This window comes from Streptomyces sp. NPDC001070 (assembly GCF_053598835.1).
This window is the reverse complement of sequence record NZ_JBSFLB010000016.1, coordinates 119,646-135,456: the sequence shown is the minus strand read 5'-3', so window position 1 is coordinate 135,456 and position 15,811 is coordinate 119,646. Positions and strand designations below refer to the sequence as shown.

Below are 15,811 nucleotides of genomic sequence, written 5' to 3'. Positions count from 1 at the left end.
CGCACCCCCGTCCTACCGTGGAGGTGGAGAGAGGGGGCACCCGATGGCACCCCATGTCCTGGACGACGCGGCCCTGGACGCTCTGCGCTCCGGCCTCGCGGGCGAGGCCGTCGCCCCCGGTGACCCGGCGTACGACGAGGCCCGCACGCTCTTCAACGCGATGATCGACCGCCGTCCGTCCCTGATCGCGCTCTGCGAGACCGTCGGCGACGTCGCCTCGGCGATCCGCTTCGGCCGTGAGCGAGGGCTGGAGATCGCCGTCCGCGGGGGCGGGCACAGCGTCTCGGGCATGTCCCTGACCGACGGCGGCATCGTCGTCGACCTGCGCCGCATGCACGCCGTCGTCGTCGACCCGCGGGCTCGTACGGCACGGGTCGGCGGCGGCGCCACGATGAGCCACCTGGACCGGGCGGCGCAGCCGTACGACCTGGCCACCACCGGGGGCCGGGTCTCCACCACCGGGGTGGGCGGCTTCACCCTCGGGGGCGGATCGGGGTGGCTGGAACGCAAGTTCGGGCTGACCTGCGACAACCTGCTGGAGGCCGAGCTGGTCACAGCGGACGGCACTTCGGTGCGGGCCGCCGAGGACGAGAACCCCGAGCTGTTCTGGGCACTGCACGGCGGCGGCGGCAACTTCGGCGTCGTCACCTCCCTCACGCTGCGGCTGCACCCGCTGCCCGCGTTCACCATGGCCCTGCTGCTGTGGCCCGCGGAGGCCGGCCCCGAGGTGCTGCGCACCTACCGCACCCTGCTGGCGTCCGCGCCGGACGAGGTGGGCGGGGGCATGCTCTTCCTGACCGGGCCGCCGGAGGAGTTCGTGCCGGAGCACCTGGTGGGCGCGCTCGCCTGCGCGGTCCTGGTCACGTACACCGGCACCGAGGCCGAGGCGCGCGAGGTGCTGGACCCGCTGCTGGCGCTCGGTCCCGAGGGCCGGCTGGTCATGGAGCTGCCGTACGCGGATCTGCAGTCCATGCTCGACGACCCGCCCGGCTACCGGAACTACTGGTCGGCGGAGTACCTGGACGACTTCCCCGACGAGGCCGTGGACCGTTTCTGCGCCCGTGCCCGGGACATGGTCGTCCCCTCCCCCTCCCAGCACGTGCTGTTCCCCGCGGGCGGCGCCGTCGCGCGGGCCCCGGCCGACTACCCCGTGCCCTGGCGCCAGGCGCCGTGGGTCGTCCACCCCTTCGGCCTGTGGGAGGACCCGGCGGACGACGAGCGCGCCCGGAAGTGGGCGCACGACATCCGGGCCGACATGCGTCAGTGGTCCTCGGGCACGGTCTACCTGAACTTCATCGGCGACGAGGGCGAGGGCCGGGTGATCTCCGGTTTCGGGGCGCACAACCTGGGGCGGCTCGCCAGGGTGAAGACCGAGTACGACCCGGGCAACGTCTTCCGGCTCAACCACAACATCGAACCGGGCTGAGCCGCCCGGGCGGACCGGCGTCGGCTCGGCGGGTGACGGCTCAGCGGGTGGCGTACGGCGCGTCGACGGGGACGATCTCGCGGCCCAGCGGCACCAGGGAGATCGGCACCATCTTGAAGTTCGCGATGCCGAACGGGATGCCGATGATCGTCAGGCAGAAGCCGATGCCCGCCAGCACATGGCCGATGGCGAGCCAGATCCCCGCGAAGATCAGCCAGATGATGTTGCCGAGCAGCGAGCCCACTCCCGCGTCGCGACGTTCCACCGTGGTGCGGCCGAAGGGCCACAGCACGTAGTTGGCGATCCTCAGGGACGCGATGCCCCACGGGATGGTGATGATGAAGATGAACATCAGCAGGCCCAGCACGGCGTAGCCGATGGCCATCCACAGACCCCAGATGATCAGCCACACGATGTTCAGGATGAGGTTGACCGCCTTCATTGCCTCAGCCTCCCACGCGGCAAGGGCCCCCGCCTGTCAGGGCGGTTCCCGGGGCCGTCGCTCCTTCGTCCAGCGCGGCGTGTTCGTCGCTCAGGGGCCCCTCCGGAACCTCCCGGGACGTCAGCGGCGGTAGCCGGCCATCTCCTCCAGGCGGGCGATGCGCTCGCCCATCGGGGGGTGGGTCGAGAAGAGCTTTGACGCGTCGCCGGGGCGGAACGGGTTGGCGATCATCAGATGGCTGGTGGTCTCCAGCCGCGGCTCGGGCGGCAGCGGCGCGCGCTTGGTGCCCGCGTCCAGCTTGCGCAGCGCGGAGGCGAGGGCGAGCGGGTCGCCGGTGAGGCGGGCGCCGGAGGCGTCGGCCTCGTACTCGCGGGAGCGGCTGACGGCGAGCTGGATGAGGGAGGCGGCGATGGGGCCGAGGATCATCATCAGCAGCAGGCCGAGGAGGCCCGGGCCCTCGTCGTCGTCGGAGCGGCCGATGGGGATCAGCCAGGCGAAGTTGACGAGGAACAGCACCACGGAGGCCAGGGCCCCGGCGACGGACGAGATGAGGATGTCGCGGTTGTAGACGTGGCTGAGCTCGTGGCCGATGACGCCGCGCAGCTCCCGCTCGTCGAGTATGCGCAGGATGCCCTCGGTGCAGCACACGGCGGCGTTGCGCGGATTGCGGCCGGTGGCGAAGGCGTTGGGGGCCTCGGTCGGGGAGATGTAGAGCCGTGGCATGGGCTGCCGGGCGGCGGTGGAGAGCTCGCGGACCATGCGGTAGAGCCCCGGCGCCTCGAACTCGCTGACCGGGCGGGCGCGCATGGAACGCAGCGCGATCTTGTCGCTGTTCCAGTACGCGTAGGCGTTGGTGCCGAGGGCGACGACGAGCGCGACGATCAATCCCGTGCGGCCGAAGAAGCTGCCGATGATCAGGATGAGCGCCGACATTCCGCCCAGGAGAGCGGCGGTCTTCAGGCCGTTGTGCCGGCGGTGCACGGTACACCCTCCAAGTTGTGCATCGGGAGGACCTTTTCTCCTCGTCCAAGGAGAACCTCCCGTAGGGGCCAACGCCACCGGAGGGGCGTTAGTTCCCTTGTGCACGTTTCACCGCGCGCTCAGAGCAGGGTGCCGGAGGCGAAGCGGAGGATGAGCTGGGGTGCGCCGGACAGGGCGATCCCGACGACCGCGGTGAGCGCGATGGCGGCGCTCAGCGGGCGCGGAGGGCGCACGGTTGCGGCCGCAGGCTCCGTCCCGGGCCGGGCGAAGAGCAGGGCCGTCCAGCGCAGGTAGTAGACGAGCGCGATGACGACGTTGACGGCCATGACGGCGGCCAGCCAGCCCAGACCCGCGTCGACGGCCGAGGAGAAGACGGCGACCTTGGCGAACAGGCCGATGATGCCGGGCGGCAGACCCGCCAGGCAGAGCAGGAAGAAGGCCATGGCCAGCGCGGCGAGCGGGTGGCCGGAGTAGAGGCCGCGGTAGTCGGTGAGCCGGTTCTGCGGCGCGGTGCGGGCGACGAGCGCGGCGACCCCGAAGGCGCCGAGGTTCACGGCGCCGTACATCAGCGCGTACGCGAGGGTGGTGCCGACCTGCCGGTCGGGGTCGGCGTACGCGGCGGCGGCGATCGGGACGAGCAGGTAGCCGGCCTGGCCGATGGAGGACCAGGCCAGCAGGCGTACCGCGCTGCGCGGCCGGTCGGGGCGCTGGATCAGGGCGGCGACGTTGCCCACGGTCATGGTCAGGGCGGCCAGTACGGCGACGGCGGGGCCCCAGACGTGCGCGTACGGCCGGAAGGCGACGACGGTGACGAGGATGAGGCCGGAGAATCCGGCCGTCTTGCCGACGACCGAGAGGTAGCCGGCGACCGGGAGCGGGGCGCCGGTGTAGGTGTCGGGCACCCAGAAGTGGAAGGGCGCGACGGCGAGCTTGAAGGCGAAGCCGACGACGGTGAGGGCGGCGCCGGCGGCGGCGAGCGTGCCCAGGCGCGGGTCGACGCCCTGCAGTCCCTTGGCCATGGCCTCCAGGTGGAGGGTGCCGGTGGCGGCGTAGACGAAGCTGACGCCCAGCAGGGTGACGGCGGTCGCGGCGACGGAGGAGAGGAAGAACTTCAGGGCCGCCTCGCTCGACAGCCGGTCGCCGCGGCGCAGGCCGACCAGTGCGAACGACGGGAGGGTGGTGACCTCCAGGGCGATCACGAGGGTCGCCAGGTCGCGCGAGGCGGGCAGCAGCGCGGCGCCGGAGGCCGAGGAGAGCAGCAGGAACCAGAACTCACCGGCCGGCAGCTCGTCGAGGGTGTGCACCGACAGCAGGGCGGCGATCAGCGCTCCGGCCAGCACGAGCAGCTGCACGACGAGCGTGAAGTGGTCGGCGACGTAGGAGCAGTCGCCCGGGCTGCCGACGAGGCAGAAGGTGGTGCGGTCGCCGTCGAGGAGCGGCAGCAGGCTCAGCCCGGCCAGGACGAGGCCGGCGAGGGTGATCCCCACCAGCGGCTGCTTGCGGCCGTCGGGCAGGAAGAGGTCGGCGACCAGCACGACGAGCGCGGCCGCCGCGACGATGCCGGGCGGGGCGATCGCGGCCCAGTCGACCGACTGGACGACGGAGGTGGCGAGGGTGCTCATCAGCTGCCTCCGAGCAGGGTGCGCACGGCCGGGTCGGTCAGGCCGAGCAGGGCGGCGGGCCACAGGCCGGCGAGGACGGTCAGGGCGACCAGCGGGGTCCAGGCCGCCAACTCGTAGCCCTGGACGTCGGCGAGCGCCGGCGCGGCGTGGACGGTGTCGCGCTCGCCCATGCAGACGCGGCGTACGACGACCAGGAGGTACGCGGCGGTGAGCAGGGTGCCGAAGGCCGCGATCGCGGTGAAGGCGAGGTACGCGCCGCGGTCGAGGCCCGGGGCGGGCTTGAACGAGCCGAACATCGCGAGCATCTCGCCCCAGAAGCCGGCCAGTCCGGGCAGGCCGAGGGAGGCGACGGCTGCGAACGCGAGCAGGCCGCCCATGCGGGGGGCCTTGCCGTACAACGCGGCCCCGGTCTGCCCGGCGAGGCTGTCGAGGTCGGTGGAGCCGTAGCGGTCCTTGAGGGCACCGACCAGGAAGAAGAGCAGTCCGGTGATCAGGCCGTGGGCGATGTTGGCGAAGAGCGCGCCGTTGACGCCGGTGGTGGTCAGGGTGGCGATGCCGAGCAGCACGAAGCCCATGTGGCCGACCGAGCTGTACGCGATGAGGCGCTTGAGGTCGCCGCCGGCGCCGCGGCGGGCCAGGGCCAGGCAGGCCAGCGAGCCGTAGACGATGCCGATGACCGCGAAGGCGGCCAGGTAGGGCGCGAAGGACTGCATGCCCTCGGGGGCGATCGGCAGCAGGATCCGCACGAAGCCGTAGGTGCCCATCTTGAGTAGCACGCCCGCAAGGAGCACCGAGCCGACGGTCGGGGCGGCGGTGTGGGCGTCGGGGAGCCAGCTGTGCAGGGGCCACATCGGGGCCTTGACGGCGAGGCCTAGGCCGATGGCGAGGACGGCGATCAGTTGCGTGGAGTGACTGAGCGACGACCCGTTGTCAGAGGCGAGTGCCACCATGTCGAATGTGCCCGCCTTCAGCCCGATGAGGAGCAGGCCGAGCAGCATGATCACGGAGCCGAGCAGTGTGTAGAGGATGAAGCGGAGGGCGGCCCTCTCCCGGCCCTCGCCGCCCCAGCGGGCGATGAGGAAGTACATCGGGATGAGGACCATCTCGAAGGCGAGGAAGAAGAGCACCAGGTCGAGCACCGCGAAGGTGGCGAGCGTGCCCGTCTCGAGGAAGAGCAGGAGCGCGACGAACGCCTTCGGGGAGGGGCCCGCGGGCATCTTGAAGTAGCTGTAGAGCGCGCAGAGGAAGGTCAGCAGCGCGGTCAGGACGAAGAGGGGGAGACTGATGCCGTCGATGCCGAGGTGGATGCGGATGCCGAGCGCCGGGATCCAGCTGATGTCGGTGCTCGCCTGCATGGTGGCGGGGTGGTCGTGGTCGAAGCCCGCGGCGAGGACGATGCTCAGGGCGAGGACGACACCGGTGACGGTGACGCCGTGGCGGAGCACGGCCTGGTCGGGGTTCTTGCCCCTCAGGCCGGGTGGGGGCGGCAGCAGGGCGCCGGCGGCGCCGAGCAGCGGCAGGACGACGGCGGCCGCGAGGACGTACTGGAGGACGGTGTCGTTCACGGCTCACGCTCCGACGGCGACGAGGACGGCGAGGATCACGGAGCCGGCCAGCAGCACGCTGATATAGGTCTGCACATTGCCCGTCTGGGTGCGGCGCACGATCGCCCCGAGCAGCCGGGGCAGTCCGCCCGCGCCGCGGACGTACGTCTCGACGACCTCGCGGTCGAGGAAGCGGACGAGGCCCGCCGCGGCGAGCACGGGGCGGACGAAGAGCGCAGAGTACAGGGCGTCGAGGCGGAAGCCGTGCGAGGCGGGGCCGAAGAGCGGGCCGAGCAGCAGGCGACCGGGGTCGGCGGGGTCCTGGGCGGCGGCGATGTCCCCGTAGACCTGTTCGTGGGCCTGCAGGGCGGCGGCCTCGGTGAGCGCCGGCTCCTCGTCGGTCGCTCCCGCTATGGGGGCACCTCCCACGCCGAAGGCCGTGGGGGCGGCCCCGAGCGGCGTGCGGCGGCGGGCCGCGGCGGCCTGCCAGGCGCCGTAGGTCGCGAGGATGCCGACGACGGCGAGGCCGACGCCGAGGATCGAGGTCACCAGGGTCGGGGCGAGTGCGTTGCCGTCGAGCCAGGCGGGGAGGTCGAAGGCCTTCGGCACGAGGGAGATCGCTCCGAAGGCGAGGGTCGGGATCGCCAGCACCCACAGCACGACGGTCATGACCGCGGGTTCCCTCCCGTGCGCCTCGGGTGCCGTGGCGCCCTGACCGCGGAAGGCGAGGAGGAACAGGCGAGTGGCGTAGGCGGCGGTGAGGACGGCGGTGATCAGCGCGGCGACCAGGACCAGCCAGCCCACGGCCGACGGGACGCCCTCGGCGTGGCCGGCGGAGGCGTGCTCGGCCGCCCTCAGCACGGACTCCTTGGAGAAGAAGCCGGAGAAGGGGGGAATCGCGGCCAGGGCGGCCAGGGCGATGCCCATCGTCCACATGGCGTCCGGGACGCGCTTGCCGAGGTCGCCCATGCGGGACATGGCGGCCAGCGAGTTGGTGCCGGCTGCGTGGATGACGACGCCGGCGGCGAGGAAGAGGAGGGCCTTGAAGGCACCGTGCGAGATGAGGTGGAACACGGCGGCACTGCGGTCGCCGACGGCCAGCGCCCCGGCCATGTAGCCGAGCTGGCCGATCGTCGAGTAGGCGAGGACGCGTTTGATGTCGTCCTGGGCGAGCGCGGCCAGACCGGAGCCGATCATGGTGACGGCGGCCATCACGCCGAGCACCGCGAGGGTGACGGCGGAGGCCTCGAAGACCGGCAGCAGCCGGGCGACGAGGTAGATGCCGGCCGCGACCATCGTGGCGGCGTGGATCAGCGCGGACACCGGGGTGGGGCCGGCCATCGCGTCGGGCAGCCAGGTGTGCAGCGGGAACTGCGCGGACTTGCCCGCGACGCCGGCGAGCAGCAGCAGGCCGACGACCGTGGGGTGCGCGATGCCGCCGTGGGTGGCCGCGGTGAGGATGCCGTTGATCCGGAACGTTCCGGCGTCGGTGGCGAGCGCGAAGACGCCGATCAGGAAGGGGACGTCGCCGAGTTTGGTGACCAGGAACGCCTTGAGGGAGGCGGCCCGGGCGACCTCGGTCTCCCAGTAGTGGCCGACCAGGAAGTAGGAGCAGATGCCCATGATCTCCCAGCCGACCAGCAGCACCATCAGGTCGCCGGTGTAGACGACCAGGAACATGGCGGCGGTGAACAGGGACACCAGGGCGGAGTAGGAGGCGTAGCGCGGGTCGTCGCGCAGGTAGCCGGTGGAGTACAGCTGCACGCAGGTCGCGACCAGGCCGACGAGAACGGCGATCAGCACCGAGAAGCCGTCGAGGTGCAGGGCGAGGTCGATGGGCACCGAGCCGGTCGGCGTCAGCCGGGTCGCGGCGTCGGTGGCGGGGCCGCTGCCCTGCCGTACGGCGACGATCGCGGCCAGCACGAAGGCGCTCGCGGTCGGCAGCACGGCCAGCGGCCGGACGAAGCCGGGCGCGGTCCGGCCGAGCAGCAGACCGCCGACGGCGCCGAGGAAGGGGAGGAGGGGGACGAGGACGGCGAGGGTCGTCAGGGTCACGCTGCGGCCTCGGCCTTCTCTTCGGGTGCGGAGGGCGCGGCCCCTTCGCCCTGCGTGTCGTCGTGGGGGTCGTGCTCGGCGAGGTCGGTGAGGCGGTCGACGTCCGAGGTGCCCCGGTTGCGGTACACGAGCAGGACGATGGCGAGGCCGATGCCGATCTCGGCGGCGGCGATGACGATGACGAAGAGCGTCAGCGCCTGCCCGGCGTGCAGGGTGTCGCGGAGCCAGACGTCGAAGGCGACCAGGTTGAGGTTGACCGCGTTCAGCATCAGCTCGACCGACATCAGGACGAGGATCGCGTTGCGCCGGGCGAGGACGCCGTACAGGCCGACGGAGAAGAGGAGGGCGGCGAGGACGGCGGGATAGACGAGATGCATCAGCGCTCCCCCGGCTGCTGACGGGACTGCTTGCGGGACAGGACGATCGCACCGACGAGCGCGGCGAGCAGGAGCACGGACAGCGCCTCGAACGGCAGCACCCAGTGCCGGAAGAGGATCTGCCCGGTGACCTTGGTGGAGCCCTGCGCGGCGCCGTCCACGTCGATCCAGGTGGCCCGGAACGCGTCCACGACCACCCACACCAGCGTGCCCGCGGAGGCGGCCGCGACGGCCGTTGCGGCGATCCGGTTGCCCGAATCGGCGTCCGGGGAGCGGCCGATGGGCGCCTTGGTGAGCATCAGCCCGAACAGTACGAGGACGACGACGGAGCCGACGTAGATCAGCACCTGCACCCAGGCGATGAACTCGGCGGTGAGCAGGAGGTACTCCACGGCCACGCCGCCGAGCGCGACGACCAGCCACAGCGCGGCGTGCACCAGCTGCTTGGTGGTCACGCTGACGACGGCGGCGGCGAGGGTGGCGACGCCGACGAGGACGAAGGCGATCTCGACCCCCGACGGGGACAGGAACCCGGGGTGGGCCGCGGCGAGGTTCACGCGTCGCCCTCCGGCTGCCCGGCCTGCTCCTCGGCCGCGGCGGCCGCGGCCTTCTCGGCGGCCTTGCGGGCGGCGCCGAGTTCCTTGGGCTCCTCGGCCCCGGGATCCAGCGGCGGCGGGGCCGGCACCGTCCACATCCACTCGCGCAGCTTGTCGCGCTCGTGGGTGAGCTCGAGGATGTCGGTCTCCGCGTACTCGAACTCCGGCGACCAGAACAGGGCGTCGAAGGGGCACACCTCGATGCAGATGCCGCAGTACATGCAGAGCGAGAAGTCGATGGCGAAGCGGTCCAGCACGTTGCGGCTGCGCTCGCGGCCGCCGGGGACGGCGGCGGGCACCGTCTCCTTGTGGGAGTCGATGTAGATGCACCAGTCCGGGCACTCGCGGGCGCACAGCATGCAGACCGTGCAGTTCTCCTCGAACAGCGCGATGACGCCGCGGCTGCGCGGCGGCAGTTCGGGCTGCACCTCGGGGTACTGGGCGGTGTGCGAGCGCCGGGTCATCGTGCGCAGGGTGACGGCGAGGCCCTTGGCCAGGCCGGAACCGGGAATGCCCATCAGGAGATCACCACCTTCACCACGCCGGTGAGCGCGATCTGGGCCAGGGCGAGCGGGATGAGGACGGTCCAGGCGAACCGCTGCAGCTGGTCCTCGCGCAGGCGGGGGTACGTGACCCGGAGCCAGATGACGACGAAGGCCAGGACCGCGGTCTTGAGCAGCGTCCACAGCCAGCCGAGGCTGTCGGACCACGGGCCGTGCCAGCCGCCGAGGAACAGGACGGTCGTCAGGCCGCACAGCACCACGATGCCCGCGTACTCGGCGAGCAGGAACAGCGCGAAGCGCAGCCCCGTGTATTCGGTGTAGGCACCGAAGATGATCTCCGAGTCCGCGACGGGCATGTCGAACGGCGGGCGCTGGAGCTCGGCGAGCCCGGCGGTGAAGAAGACGACGGCGCCGATCAGCTGCCACGGCGTCCACCACCACGCGTACGCGTCGACGATGCCGGGGAGCGAGAGCGTGCCCGCCGCCATGGCGACGGACGCGGCGGCGAGCAGCATCGGCAGCTCGTACGACATCAGCTGCGCGGCGGTGCGCAGACCGCCGAGGAGGGAGAACTTGTTGGCGGAGGCCCATCCGGCCATGAGTGAGCCGAGCACTCCGACGCCCATCACGGCGAGCACGAAGAACAGGCCCGCGTCGATGTCCTGGCCGACGAGGCCGTTCGGGCCGACCGGGATCGCGATGAGGACGAGGAGGTAGGGCAGCAGCGCGACGGCGGGCGCGAGTTGGAAGATCTTCCGGTCCGCGTCGGCCGGGACCACGTCCTCCTTCTGCGCGAACTTGACGCCGTCGGCGACGAGCTGGGCCCAGCCGTGGAAGCCGCCGGCGTACATGGGTCCGAGGCGGCCCTGCATGTGGGCCATGACCTTGTGCTCGGTCTGGCCGACGACGAGGGGCAGGACGAGGAAGACGACGAGCACGGCGAGCAGCCGGAGGATCACTTCGAGGGCGTCGCTCACGGTGTGCTGCCTCCTTCTGTGTCGTCGTGGTCGGGGGCGTCGGTGGTCTCGGCGGTGTCGGCGGTGTCGCCGCCCGGGGTGGGCCCCGCGGGTTTGTCTTCCGCCCCGCCCGCCGGTGCGGCTCCGTCGCCGGGTGCGGATTCCCCTGCGGGGGGCCGGTCGCCCTCGGCGGCGCCGGGGACTTCGGCGGCGTCCGCCGCCGGGCCGGAGCCCTCGGCGGCCGGCCGGTCGCTCGCGCTGTCCGCCGCGGTTGCCCTCGCATCGTCGGGCGCTGAGGCCCCCGCGGAGGGCGCCGGCTCCGCGTCGGGGTGCCCGCCCGCGGCTGACGACCCCTGGGAGACGTCAACCGGGGCCGGGGTGGCCGCTGCCGCGGAGGCCGCTGCCGGCTCCGCGGGCTCCGCCGCAGGAGTCGCCTCGGGGGCGACGGCCGCCTGCGGGACCGCGTCCGGCGCCGGGCCGGTCGTGGTCGTGGTCGTGGTCGTGTCGCGGGGGACGTCCCAAGGGGCGTCGGGGGTGCGCCTGCGAGGGGTCTCGGGGGCCGCGGCACCGCCGCTCCGGCCGGCGGAACCGTCGCTCGCGGAACGGGTGCGGCGCGGGGTGCCGGCCGCGGCCGGGGCCGCCGCGGCCTGGCTGGCGGAACCCTCCGTGACGCTGCGGGTGCGCCGGGCGGGGCGGTCCGCGGCACCCGCGGCACCCGCCGCCCGCGGGGTGCGGGCGGGGCGCGCCGGGGTGGGCGGGAGCTGACCCTTCATCGGGCCCCAGTCGTTGGGGTCGGGCACGCCGGGGGGCAGCATCTGACGCCGCTTGGGGCCGCCGTGATCGGACTCCCCCGGCTCCTTCGCGCCCGGCCACGCCTTGGCGACCCTTGCCGCCAGCACGAAGTCCTTGCGCAGCGGATGCCCCTCGAAGCCCTCCGGCAGCAGCAGCGGCAGCAGGTGCGGGTGGCCGGTGAAGTCGACGCCGAACATCTCGTGCGTCTCGCGCTCGTGCCAGGCGGCGCCCGCGTAGACGCCGGTGGCGGTCGGCAGCGCCGGGGCCTCGTGCGGGACGGTCGTACGGATCAGCAGGCGCCGCACGGAGCCGACCGCGGGGGCGGCGACGTGGGCGCAGATCCGGAAGCCGGTGCCGGGTTCGTCGACGGCGCTGAGCCAGTCGAAGAAGGTGCAGCCGAGCACGTCACGGGCGGCTTCCAGGGCGCCGGTCCACGAGGCGGCGGGGACGTCCACGGTGAGCAGGTCGTACGCCTCCTCCGCCGTGGCCTCCGCGCCGAAGATCTCGGCGACGGCCTCCGGCTCCGGGAGCCGGTCGAAGGGCGTGCTCACTTCGCGGCCTCCCCGGGCGGCGGCGGGGCCTGGACAAGGCCGCTGCGCAGCGCGGCGGTGGACGGACGCGGGGCACCCCCGTCGCCGTAGCGCTCGCCGAGCGACTCGCGGGCGATCTTCTCCTGGAGCTTGAGGATGCCCTGCAGCAGCGCCTCCGGCCGCGGCGGGCAGCCGGGCACGTAGACGTCGACGGGGATGATCTGGTCGACGCCCTTGGTGACGGAGTAGGAGTCCCAGTAGGGACCGCCGCAGTTGGAGCAGGCGCCGAAGGAGATGACGTACTTCGGCTCGGGCATCTGCTCGTACAGACGCTTCACGGCCGGGGCCATCTTGTCGGTGACCGTGCCCGAGACGACCATGAGGTCGGCCTGGCGCGGGCCGGGCGCGAAGGGGATCACGCCGAGCCGGATGAAGTCGTGCCGGGCCATGGACGCCGCGATGAACTCGATGGCGCAGCAGGCGAGCCCGAAGTTGAAGACCCACAGGCTGTAGCGGCGGCCCCAGTTCAGGACCACCTTCATCGGCTCGGGCGCCAGGCGCGCGAGGGTGCCGAGGCGGCGCGGCTCCGGCAGGTACTCGGGAGTGCTCACATCGGTCACGTCGGTCACGTCCATTCCAGGACGCCCTTCTTCCAGGCGTAGAGCAGGCCGACGGCGAGGAAGCCGAGGAAGACGAACATCTCCACCAGCGTCGTGCCGCCGTATCCCTCGGCGGCGAACACCGTCGCCCAGGGGAAGAGGAAGATCGCGTCGACCGCGAAGACGACGTACAGGAAGGAGTAGACGTAGTAGCGGATCTGGGTGTGCGCCCAGCCCTCGCCGACGGGGTCGACGCCGCACTCGTACGTGAGCATCTTCTCCTGCGTCGGCACGACAGGCCGCAGCAGCCGGCCGGCCCCGAAGGCCACGGCCACGAAGAGCACCCCGAGCACCGCGACCAGCCCGACGACCGAGTAGCCGTGGAAGTAGTCCACGTCCGTCCGCCCCTCGTTTCTCGTCGTAAGCGCGTTGTCCAGCGATCCCGGTGGATCTTTAGACGATCTGTACGAACGGAGTCTAGGCCCTGCCCCCGGAAGCGGAACCACCCGTCTTGGCCGGTGGTACGGATAACCCCACCTTGTCCCGGCAGGCGCACCCCATGGCGGTGGCCGCCCGGTGCCCGGCAGGCTTGACGTCATGACCTTCGACTCCCAGCGCGGGGACGCCGCCCCGCTGCCGCCGGCGCGGTTCGCCTTCGACGCGGTGACGTGGAAGGAGATCGCCTATCTCCTGGCGAACCTGCCCGTCGACCTCGTGGGCTTCGTCTACGTCGTCGTCGTGCTGTACCTCGGCATCGGGCTCTCGGTGACCGTCGTCGGCCTGCCGCTCCTGGCGCTGGGGCTGGCGGGGTGCCGGCTGCTGGGGCGGCTGGAGCGGACGCGGGCCCGCGGGATGCTCGGGGTGGCGGTGGACGAGCCCCGCCCGCTGGTGCCGGGACGGATGGGCTTCTTCCCCTGGTTGTGGACCTCGCTGAAGGACCCGGTGGGGTGGCGGCACGGGCTGTACTTCTTCGTGCGGCTGCCGTGGGGCATAGCGACCTTCGCCGTCATCCTGACCTCGCTCTTCGTGGCGTGGCCGGTGCTGCCGTTCATCGCGCGGGGGCTGGCGAACGCGGACCGCGCGATGGTCCGCGGCCTGCTGTCCCCCTCCGACGAACTGGAGCGGCGGATCGCCGAACTGGAGTCGGACCGGGGGACGGTGGTGGACACCGCCGCCGCCGACCTGCGCCGCATCGAGCGCGATCTGCACGACGGGGCGCAGGCCCGGCTGGTGGCGCTGGCCATGGACCTGGGCCTGGCCAAGGAGAAGCTGCAGGAGGACCCGAAGGCGGCCGCCACCATGGTCGAGGAGGCGCACGGCGAGGTGAAGCTCGCCCTGCAGGAGCTGCGCGACCTGGCCCGAGGCATCCACCCGGCGGTCCTCACCGACCGCGGCCTCGACGCCGCCCTGTCCTCGGTGGCCGCGCGCTGCACGGTGCCGGTGCAGGTCCAGGTGGACCTGGTGAGCCGGCCGGCGCCGGCGATCGAGGGCATCGCGTACTTCACCGTCTCCGAGCTGCTGCAGAACATCAGCAAGCACAGCGGGGCGGGCCGGGCCGTCGTCGAGCTGTGGCGCTCCGACGACCGGCTGATGATCCAGGTGCGTGACGACGGGCGGGGCGGCGCGAGCGCGTCGGGCGGCAGCGGGCTGGGCGGTCTGGCCGAGCGTCTGGACTCGGTGGACGGCCTGCTGGTGATCGACTCCCCGGCCGGCGGCCCGACGACGGTGACGGCGGAGCTGCCCTGGCGGGACCGCGGCTGAGGACCGCGCGACGAGAGGAGGCAGGTGCCCTCCCGGGACTTCCGGGAGGGCACCTGCCTTCCGCCGTACGGTCAGGCGGCGAGTTCGGCCTCCTCCACCGGGGCGGCGGTGGGCTCGGGCCTGCTGTCGCGCATGACCAGGGTGGCCAGGAGGGCGGCGGCGAGGACGCCGATCGCGCTGGTGGCGAAGGTGGTCGACATCGAGGCGGTGAAGGCCTCCCGGGCGGCGCGGACCAGTCCGGCGTCGCCCCGGGCGACGGTGAGCGCGCCGCCGATGGAGTGCCTGCCCTGCTCGGGGGTGCCGGCGGGCATCTCGCGGGCGAAGCGGCCGGCCATGAGCGAGCCGAGGATGGCGATGCCGAGCGCGGTGCCCGCCTGCTGGATGGTGTCGTTCAGGGCCGAGCCGACGCCCGCCTGCTCCGCGGGGATGGTGGCCATGAGCGCCCCGACCGCGGCCGGCATCGCCAGTCCCGCGCCGAGGCCGAGCAGGCCGAGGGCGGCCGCCGGGACGGCGAAGCCGGTGCCGGCCGAGACGGTGGTCAGCAGCCCGAAGGAGGAGGCCATGACGAGCATGCCGCCCAGGATCAGGAGCCGGTTGCCGGTCCGCGCGGCGAACTTGGCGCCCAGGACGTTGCCTGCCAGCGCGGTGACGGCCAGCGGCACGAACGCGAGGCCCGCCTTGACCGGCGAGTAGCCGAGCACGAACTGCAGGTACTGGGTGAGCACCAGCAGCAGGCCGCCGTTGCCGATCTGGACCAGGGTCAGCGAGAGCGAGCCGCCGCTGAAGTTGCGGTGCCTGAACAGGGCCAGCGGCACCATCGGCGCGGAGGTGACGTTCTCCCAGACCACGAACCCGCCGAGGGCGACGACCGCGACGGCCAGGGTGATCCCGGAGCGGCCGCCGAGGGCGCCGTGCTGCGGGAGCTCGATGATCCACCAGACCAGGGCGGTCATGCCGGCCGCGGACAGCACCGCGCCGAGCGGGTCGGGCTTCTGCCACGGTCCCCTGGACTCCGGCATGAGGGCGAGGGCGGCGACGACGGCCAGCGCGACGACCGGGACGTTGACGAAGAAGATCGAGTGCCAGGAGAAGTGGTCGATCAGCACGCCGCCGAGCACCGGGCTGCCGACCAGGCCGAGCATCGACACCGAGCTCCACGCCGCCATCGCCTTGCCGCGCTCCTCCTCGTCGAAGACGGTGATGAGGATCGACAGTGTCGAGGGCATGATCAGCGCGCCGCCGACACCCATCGCGACCCGTACGCCGATCACCTCGCCGGGGCTGGTGCAGAAGGTGGCGGCAAGTGACGCCGCCCCGAAGAGCAGCAGCCCTGCCAGCATCACCTTCCGGCGGCCGAACCGGTCTCCGAGGCTTCCCGAGGTCAGCAGGAGACCGGCGAAGACCAGGATGTAGGAGTCGAGGATCCACTGGGTGTCCTGGGCGCTCGCGCCGATGTCCTCGGTCATCGACGGCACCGCCACGGTCAGCGCCATGCTGTCGACCACCAGGACCAGCGAGCTGAGGCACAGCGCGATCAGGATCCACCAGCGGCGTGGGTTGCGGGTTTCCATGGGTCTTCCCTCCGGGATCGGATGTGCGCACACTGTTCCTTCGATGCGAACACTGT

15 protein-coding genes are annotated in these 15,811 nt (G+C 72.5%); 2 read left to right on the top strand and 13 right to left on the bottom strand.

The window, feature by feature from the left end; genetic code table 11:
• Positions 1 to 43: 43 nt before the first annotated feature.
• Complete coding sequence (locus ACWDAS_RS20930) at positions 44 to 1,426, top strand: FAD-binding oxidoreductase (RefSeq protein ID WP_450392883.1); 1,383 nt, start codon at positions 44 to 46, stop codon at positions 1,424 to 1,426.
• A 40-nt stretch (positions 1,427 to 1,466) separates the two neighbouring features.
• Here the strand turns inward: ACWDAS_RS20930 and ACWDAS_RS20925 are convergent, their stop codons facing one another.
• The 12 genes from ACWDAS_RS20925 to ACWDAS_RS20870 form a co-directional block, all read right to left on the bottom strand.
• Positions 1,467 to 1,868 carry a YccF domain-containing protein gene (locus ACWDAS_RS20925; protein WP_450392881.1) on the bottom strand — a complete coding sequence of 134 codons (402 nt, stop codon included), beginning with the start codon at positions 1,866 to 1,868 and terminating at the stop codon, positions 1,467 to 1,469.
• 120 nt (positions 1,869 to 1,988) lie between these two features.
• Positions 1,989 to 2,849, bottom strand: coding sequence for a zinc metalloprotease HtpX (gene htpX / locus ACWDAS_RS20920; protein WP_450392878.1), 861 nt, complete (start codon positions 2,847 to 2,849; stop codon positions 1,989 to 1,991).
• Positions 2,850 to 2,968: 119 nt separating this feature from the next.
• Positions 2,969 to 4,471: an NADH-quinone oxidoreductase subunit N gene (locus ACWDAS_RS20915; RefSeq protein WP_450392876.1), complete on the bottom strand. Its 1,503-nt coding sequence runs from the start codon at positions 4,469 to 4,471 to the stop codon at positions 2,969 to 2,971.
• Complete coding sequence (locus tag ACWDAS_RS20910) at positions 4,471 to 6,036, bottom strand: complex I subunit 4 family protein (protein WP_450392873.1); 1,566 nt, start codon at positions 6,034 to 6,036, stop codon at positions 4,471 to 4,473. The genes ACWDAS_RS20915 and ACWDAS_RS20910 overlap by 1 nt, the downstream gene beginning before the upstream one ends.
• Before the next feature lie 3 nt (positions 6,037 to 6,039).
• Positions 6,040 to 8,070 carry an NADH-quinone oxidoreductase subunit 5 family protein gene (locus ACWDAS_RS20905; protein WP_450392871.1) on the bottom strand — a complete coding sequence of 677 codons (2,031 nt, stop codon included), beginning with the start codon at positions 8,068 to 8,070 and terminating at the stop codon, positions 6,040 to 6,042.
• Complete coding sequence (gene nuoK, locus ACWDAS_RS20900; protein WP_450392869.1) at positions 8,067 to 8,447, bottom strand: NADH-quinone oxidoreductase subunit NuoK; 381 nt, start codon at positions 8,445 to 8,447, stop codon at positions 8,067 to 8,069. Before nuoK ends, ACWDAS_RS20905 begins: the two co-directional genes overlap by 4 nt.
• A complete protein-coding gene (locus tag ACWDAS_RS20895) occupies positions 8,447 to 9,004 on the bottom strand; it encodes an NADH-quinone oxidoreductase subunit J family protein (protein ID WP_450392867.1) in 558 nt (185 codons plus the stop codon). The genes nuoK and ACWDAS_RS20895 overlap by 1 nt, the downstream gene beginning before the upstream one ends.
• The gene (locus ACWDAS_RS20890) at positions 9,001 to 9,561 is read right to left on the bottom strand and encodes a NuoI/complex I 23 kDa subunit family protein (RefSeq protein ID WP_450392865.1); all 561 of its coding nucleotides are present in this window, start codon (positions 9,559 to 9,561) and stop codon (positions 9,001 to 9,003) included. The genes ACWDAS_RS20895 and ACWDAS_RS20890 overlap by 4 nt, the downstream gene beginning before the upstream one ends.
• Positions 9,561 to 10,523, bottom strand: coding sequence for an NADH-quinone oxidoreductase subunit NuoH (gene nuoH, locus ACWDAS_RS20885; RefSeq protein ID WP_450392862.1), 963 nt, complete (start codon positions 10,521 to 10,523; stop codon positions 9,561 to 9,563). Before nuoH ends, ACWDAS_RS20890 begins: the two co-directional genes overlap by 1 nt.
• Entirely contained in the window at positions 10,520 to 11,845 is a 1,326-nt protein-coding gene (locus ACWDAS_RS20880) for an NADH-quinone oxidoreductase subunit C (RefSeq protein WP_450392859.1), read from the bottom strand. Before ACWDAS_RS20880 ends, nuoH begins: the two co-directional genes overlap by 4 nt.
• Positions 11,842 to 12,459, bottom strand: coding sequence for an NADH-quinone oxidoreductase subunit B (locus ACWDAS_RS20875; protein ID WP_450392857.1), 618 nt, complete (start codon positions 12,457 to 12,459; stop codon positions 11,842 to 11,844). Before ACWDAS_RS20875 ends, ACWDAS_RS20880 begins: the two co-directional genes overlap by 4 nt.
• Complete coding sequence (locus tag ACWDAS_RS20870) at positions 12,450 to 12,818, bottom strand: NADH-quinone oxidoreductase subunit A (RefSeq protein WP_450392855.1); 369 nt, start codon at positions 12,816 to 12,818, stop codon at positions 12,450 to 12,452. The genes ACWDAS_RS20875 and ACWDAS_RS20870 overlap by 10 nt, the downstream gene beginning before the upstream one ends.
• Positions 12,819 to 13,020: 202 nt before the next feature.
• Between ACWDAS_RS20870 and ACWDAS_RS20865 the strand changes: the two genes are divergently transcribed.
• A complete protein-coding gene (locus ACWDAS_RS20865) occupies positions 13,021 to 14,184 on the top strand; it encodes a sensor histidine kinase (protein WP_450392852.1) in 1,164 nt (387 codons plus the stop codon).
• A gap of 71 nt (positions 14,185 to 14,255) precedes the next feature.
• Here ACWDAS_RS20865 and ACWDAS_RS20860 read toward each other — a convergent pair whose 3' ends face one another.
• Positions 14,256 to 15,755, bottom strand: a complete 1,500-nt coding sequence (locus tag ACWDAS_RS20860; RefSeq protein ID WP_450392849.1) for an MFS transporter — start codon at positions 15,753 to 15,755, stop codon at positions 14,256 to 14,258.
• Positions 15,756 to 15,811 lie beyond the last annotated feature (56 nt).

Coding starts and splice junctions, on each gene's coding strand:
- ACWDAS_RS20890 (WP_450392865.1), bottom strand. CDS start 9,561: ATGGGCATTCCCGGTTCCGGCCTGGCCAAGGGCCTCGCCGTCACCCTG.
- ACWDAS_RS20915 (WP_450392876.1), bottom strand. CDS start 4,471: ATGAGCACCCTCGCCACCTCCGTCGTCCAGTCGGTCGACTGGGCCGCG.
- ACWDAS_RS20875 (WP_450392857.1), bottom strand. CDS start 12,459: ATGGACGTGACCGACGTGACCGATGTGAGCACTCCCGAGTACCTGCCG.
- ACWDAS_RS20860 (WP_450392849.1), bottom strand. CDS start 15,755: ATGGAAACCCGCAACCCACGCCGCTGGTGGATCCTGATCGCGCTGTGC.
- ACWDAS_RS20865 (WP_450392852.1), top strand. CDS start 13,021: ATGACCTTCGACTCCCAGCGCGGGGACGCCGCCCCGCTGCCGCCGGCG.
- ACWDAS_RS20925 (WP_450392881.1), bottom strand. CDS start 1,868: ATGAAGGCGGTCAACCTCATCCTGAACATCGTGTGGCTGATCATCTGG.
- ACWDAS_RS20930 (WP_450392883.1), top strand. CDS start 44: ATGGCACCCCATGTCCTGGACGACGCGGCCCTGGACGCTCTGCGCTCC.
- nuoK (WP_450392869.1), bottom strand. CDS start 8,447: ATGCATCTCGTCTATCCCGCCGTCCTCGCCGCCCTCCTCTTCTCCGTC.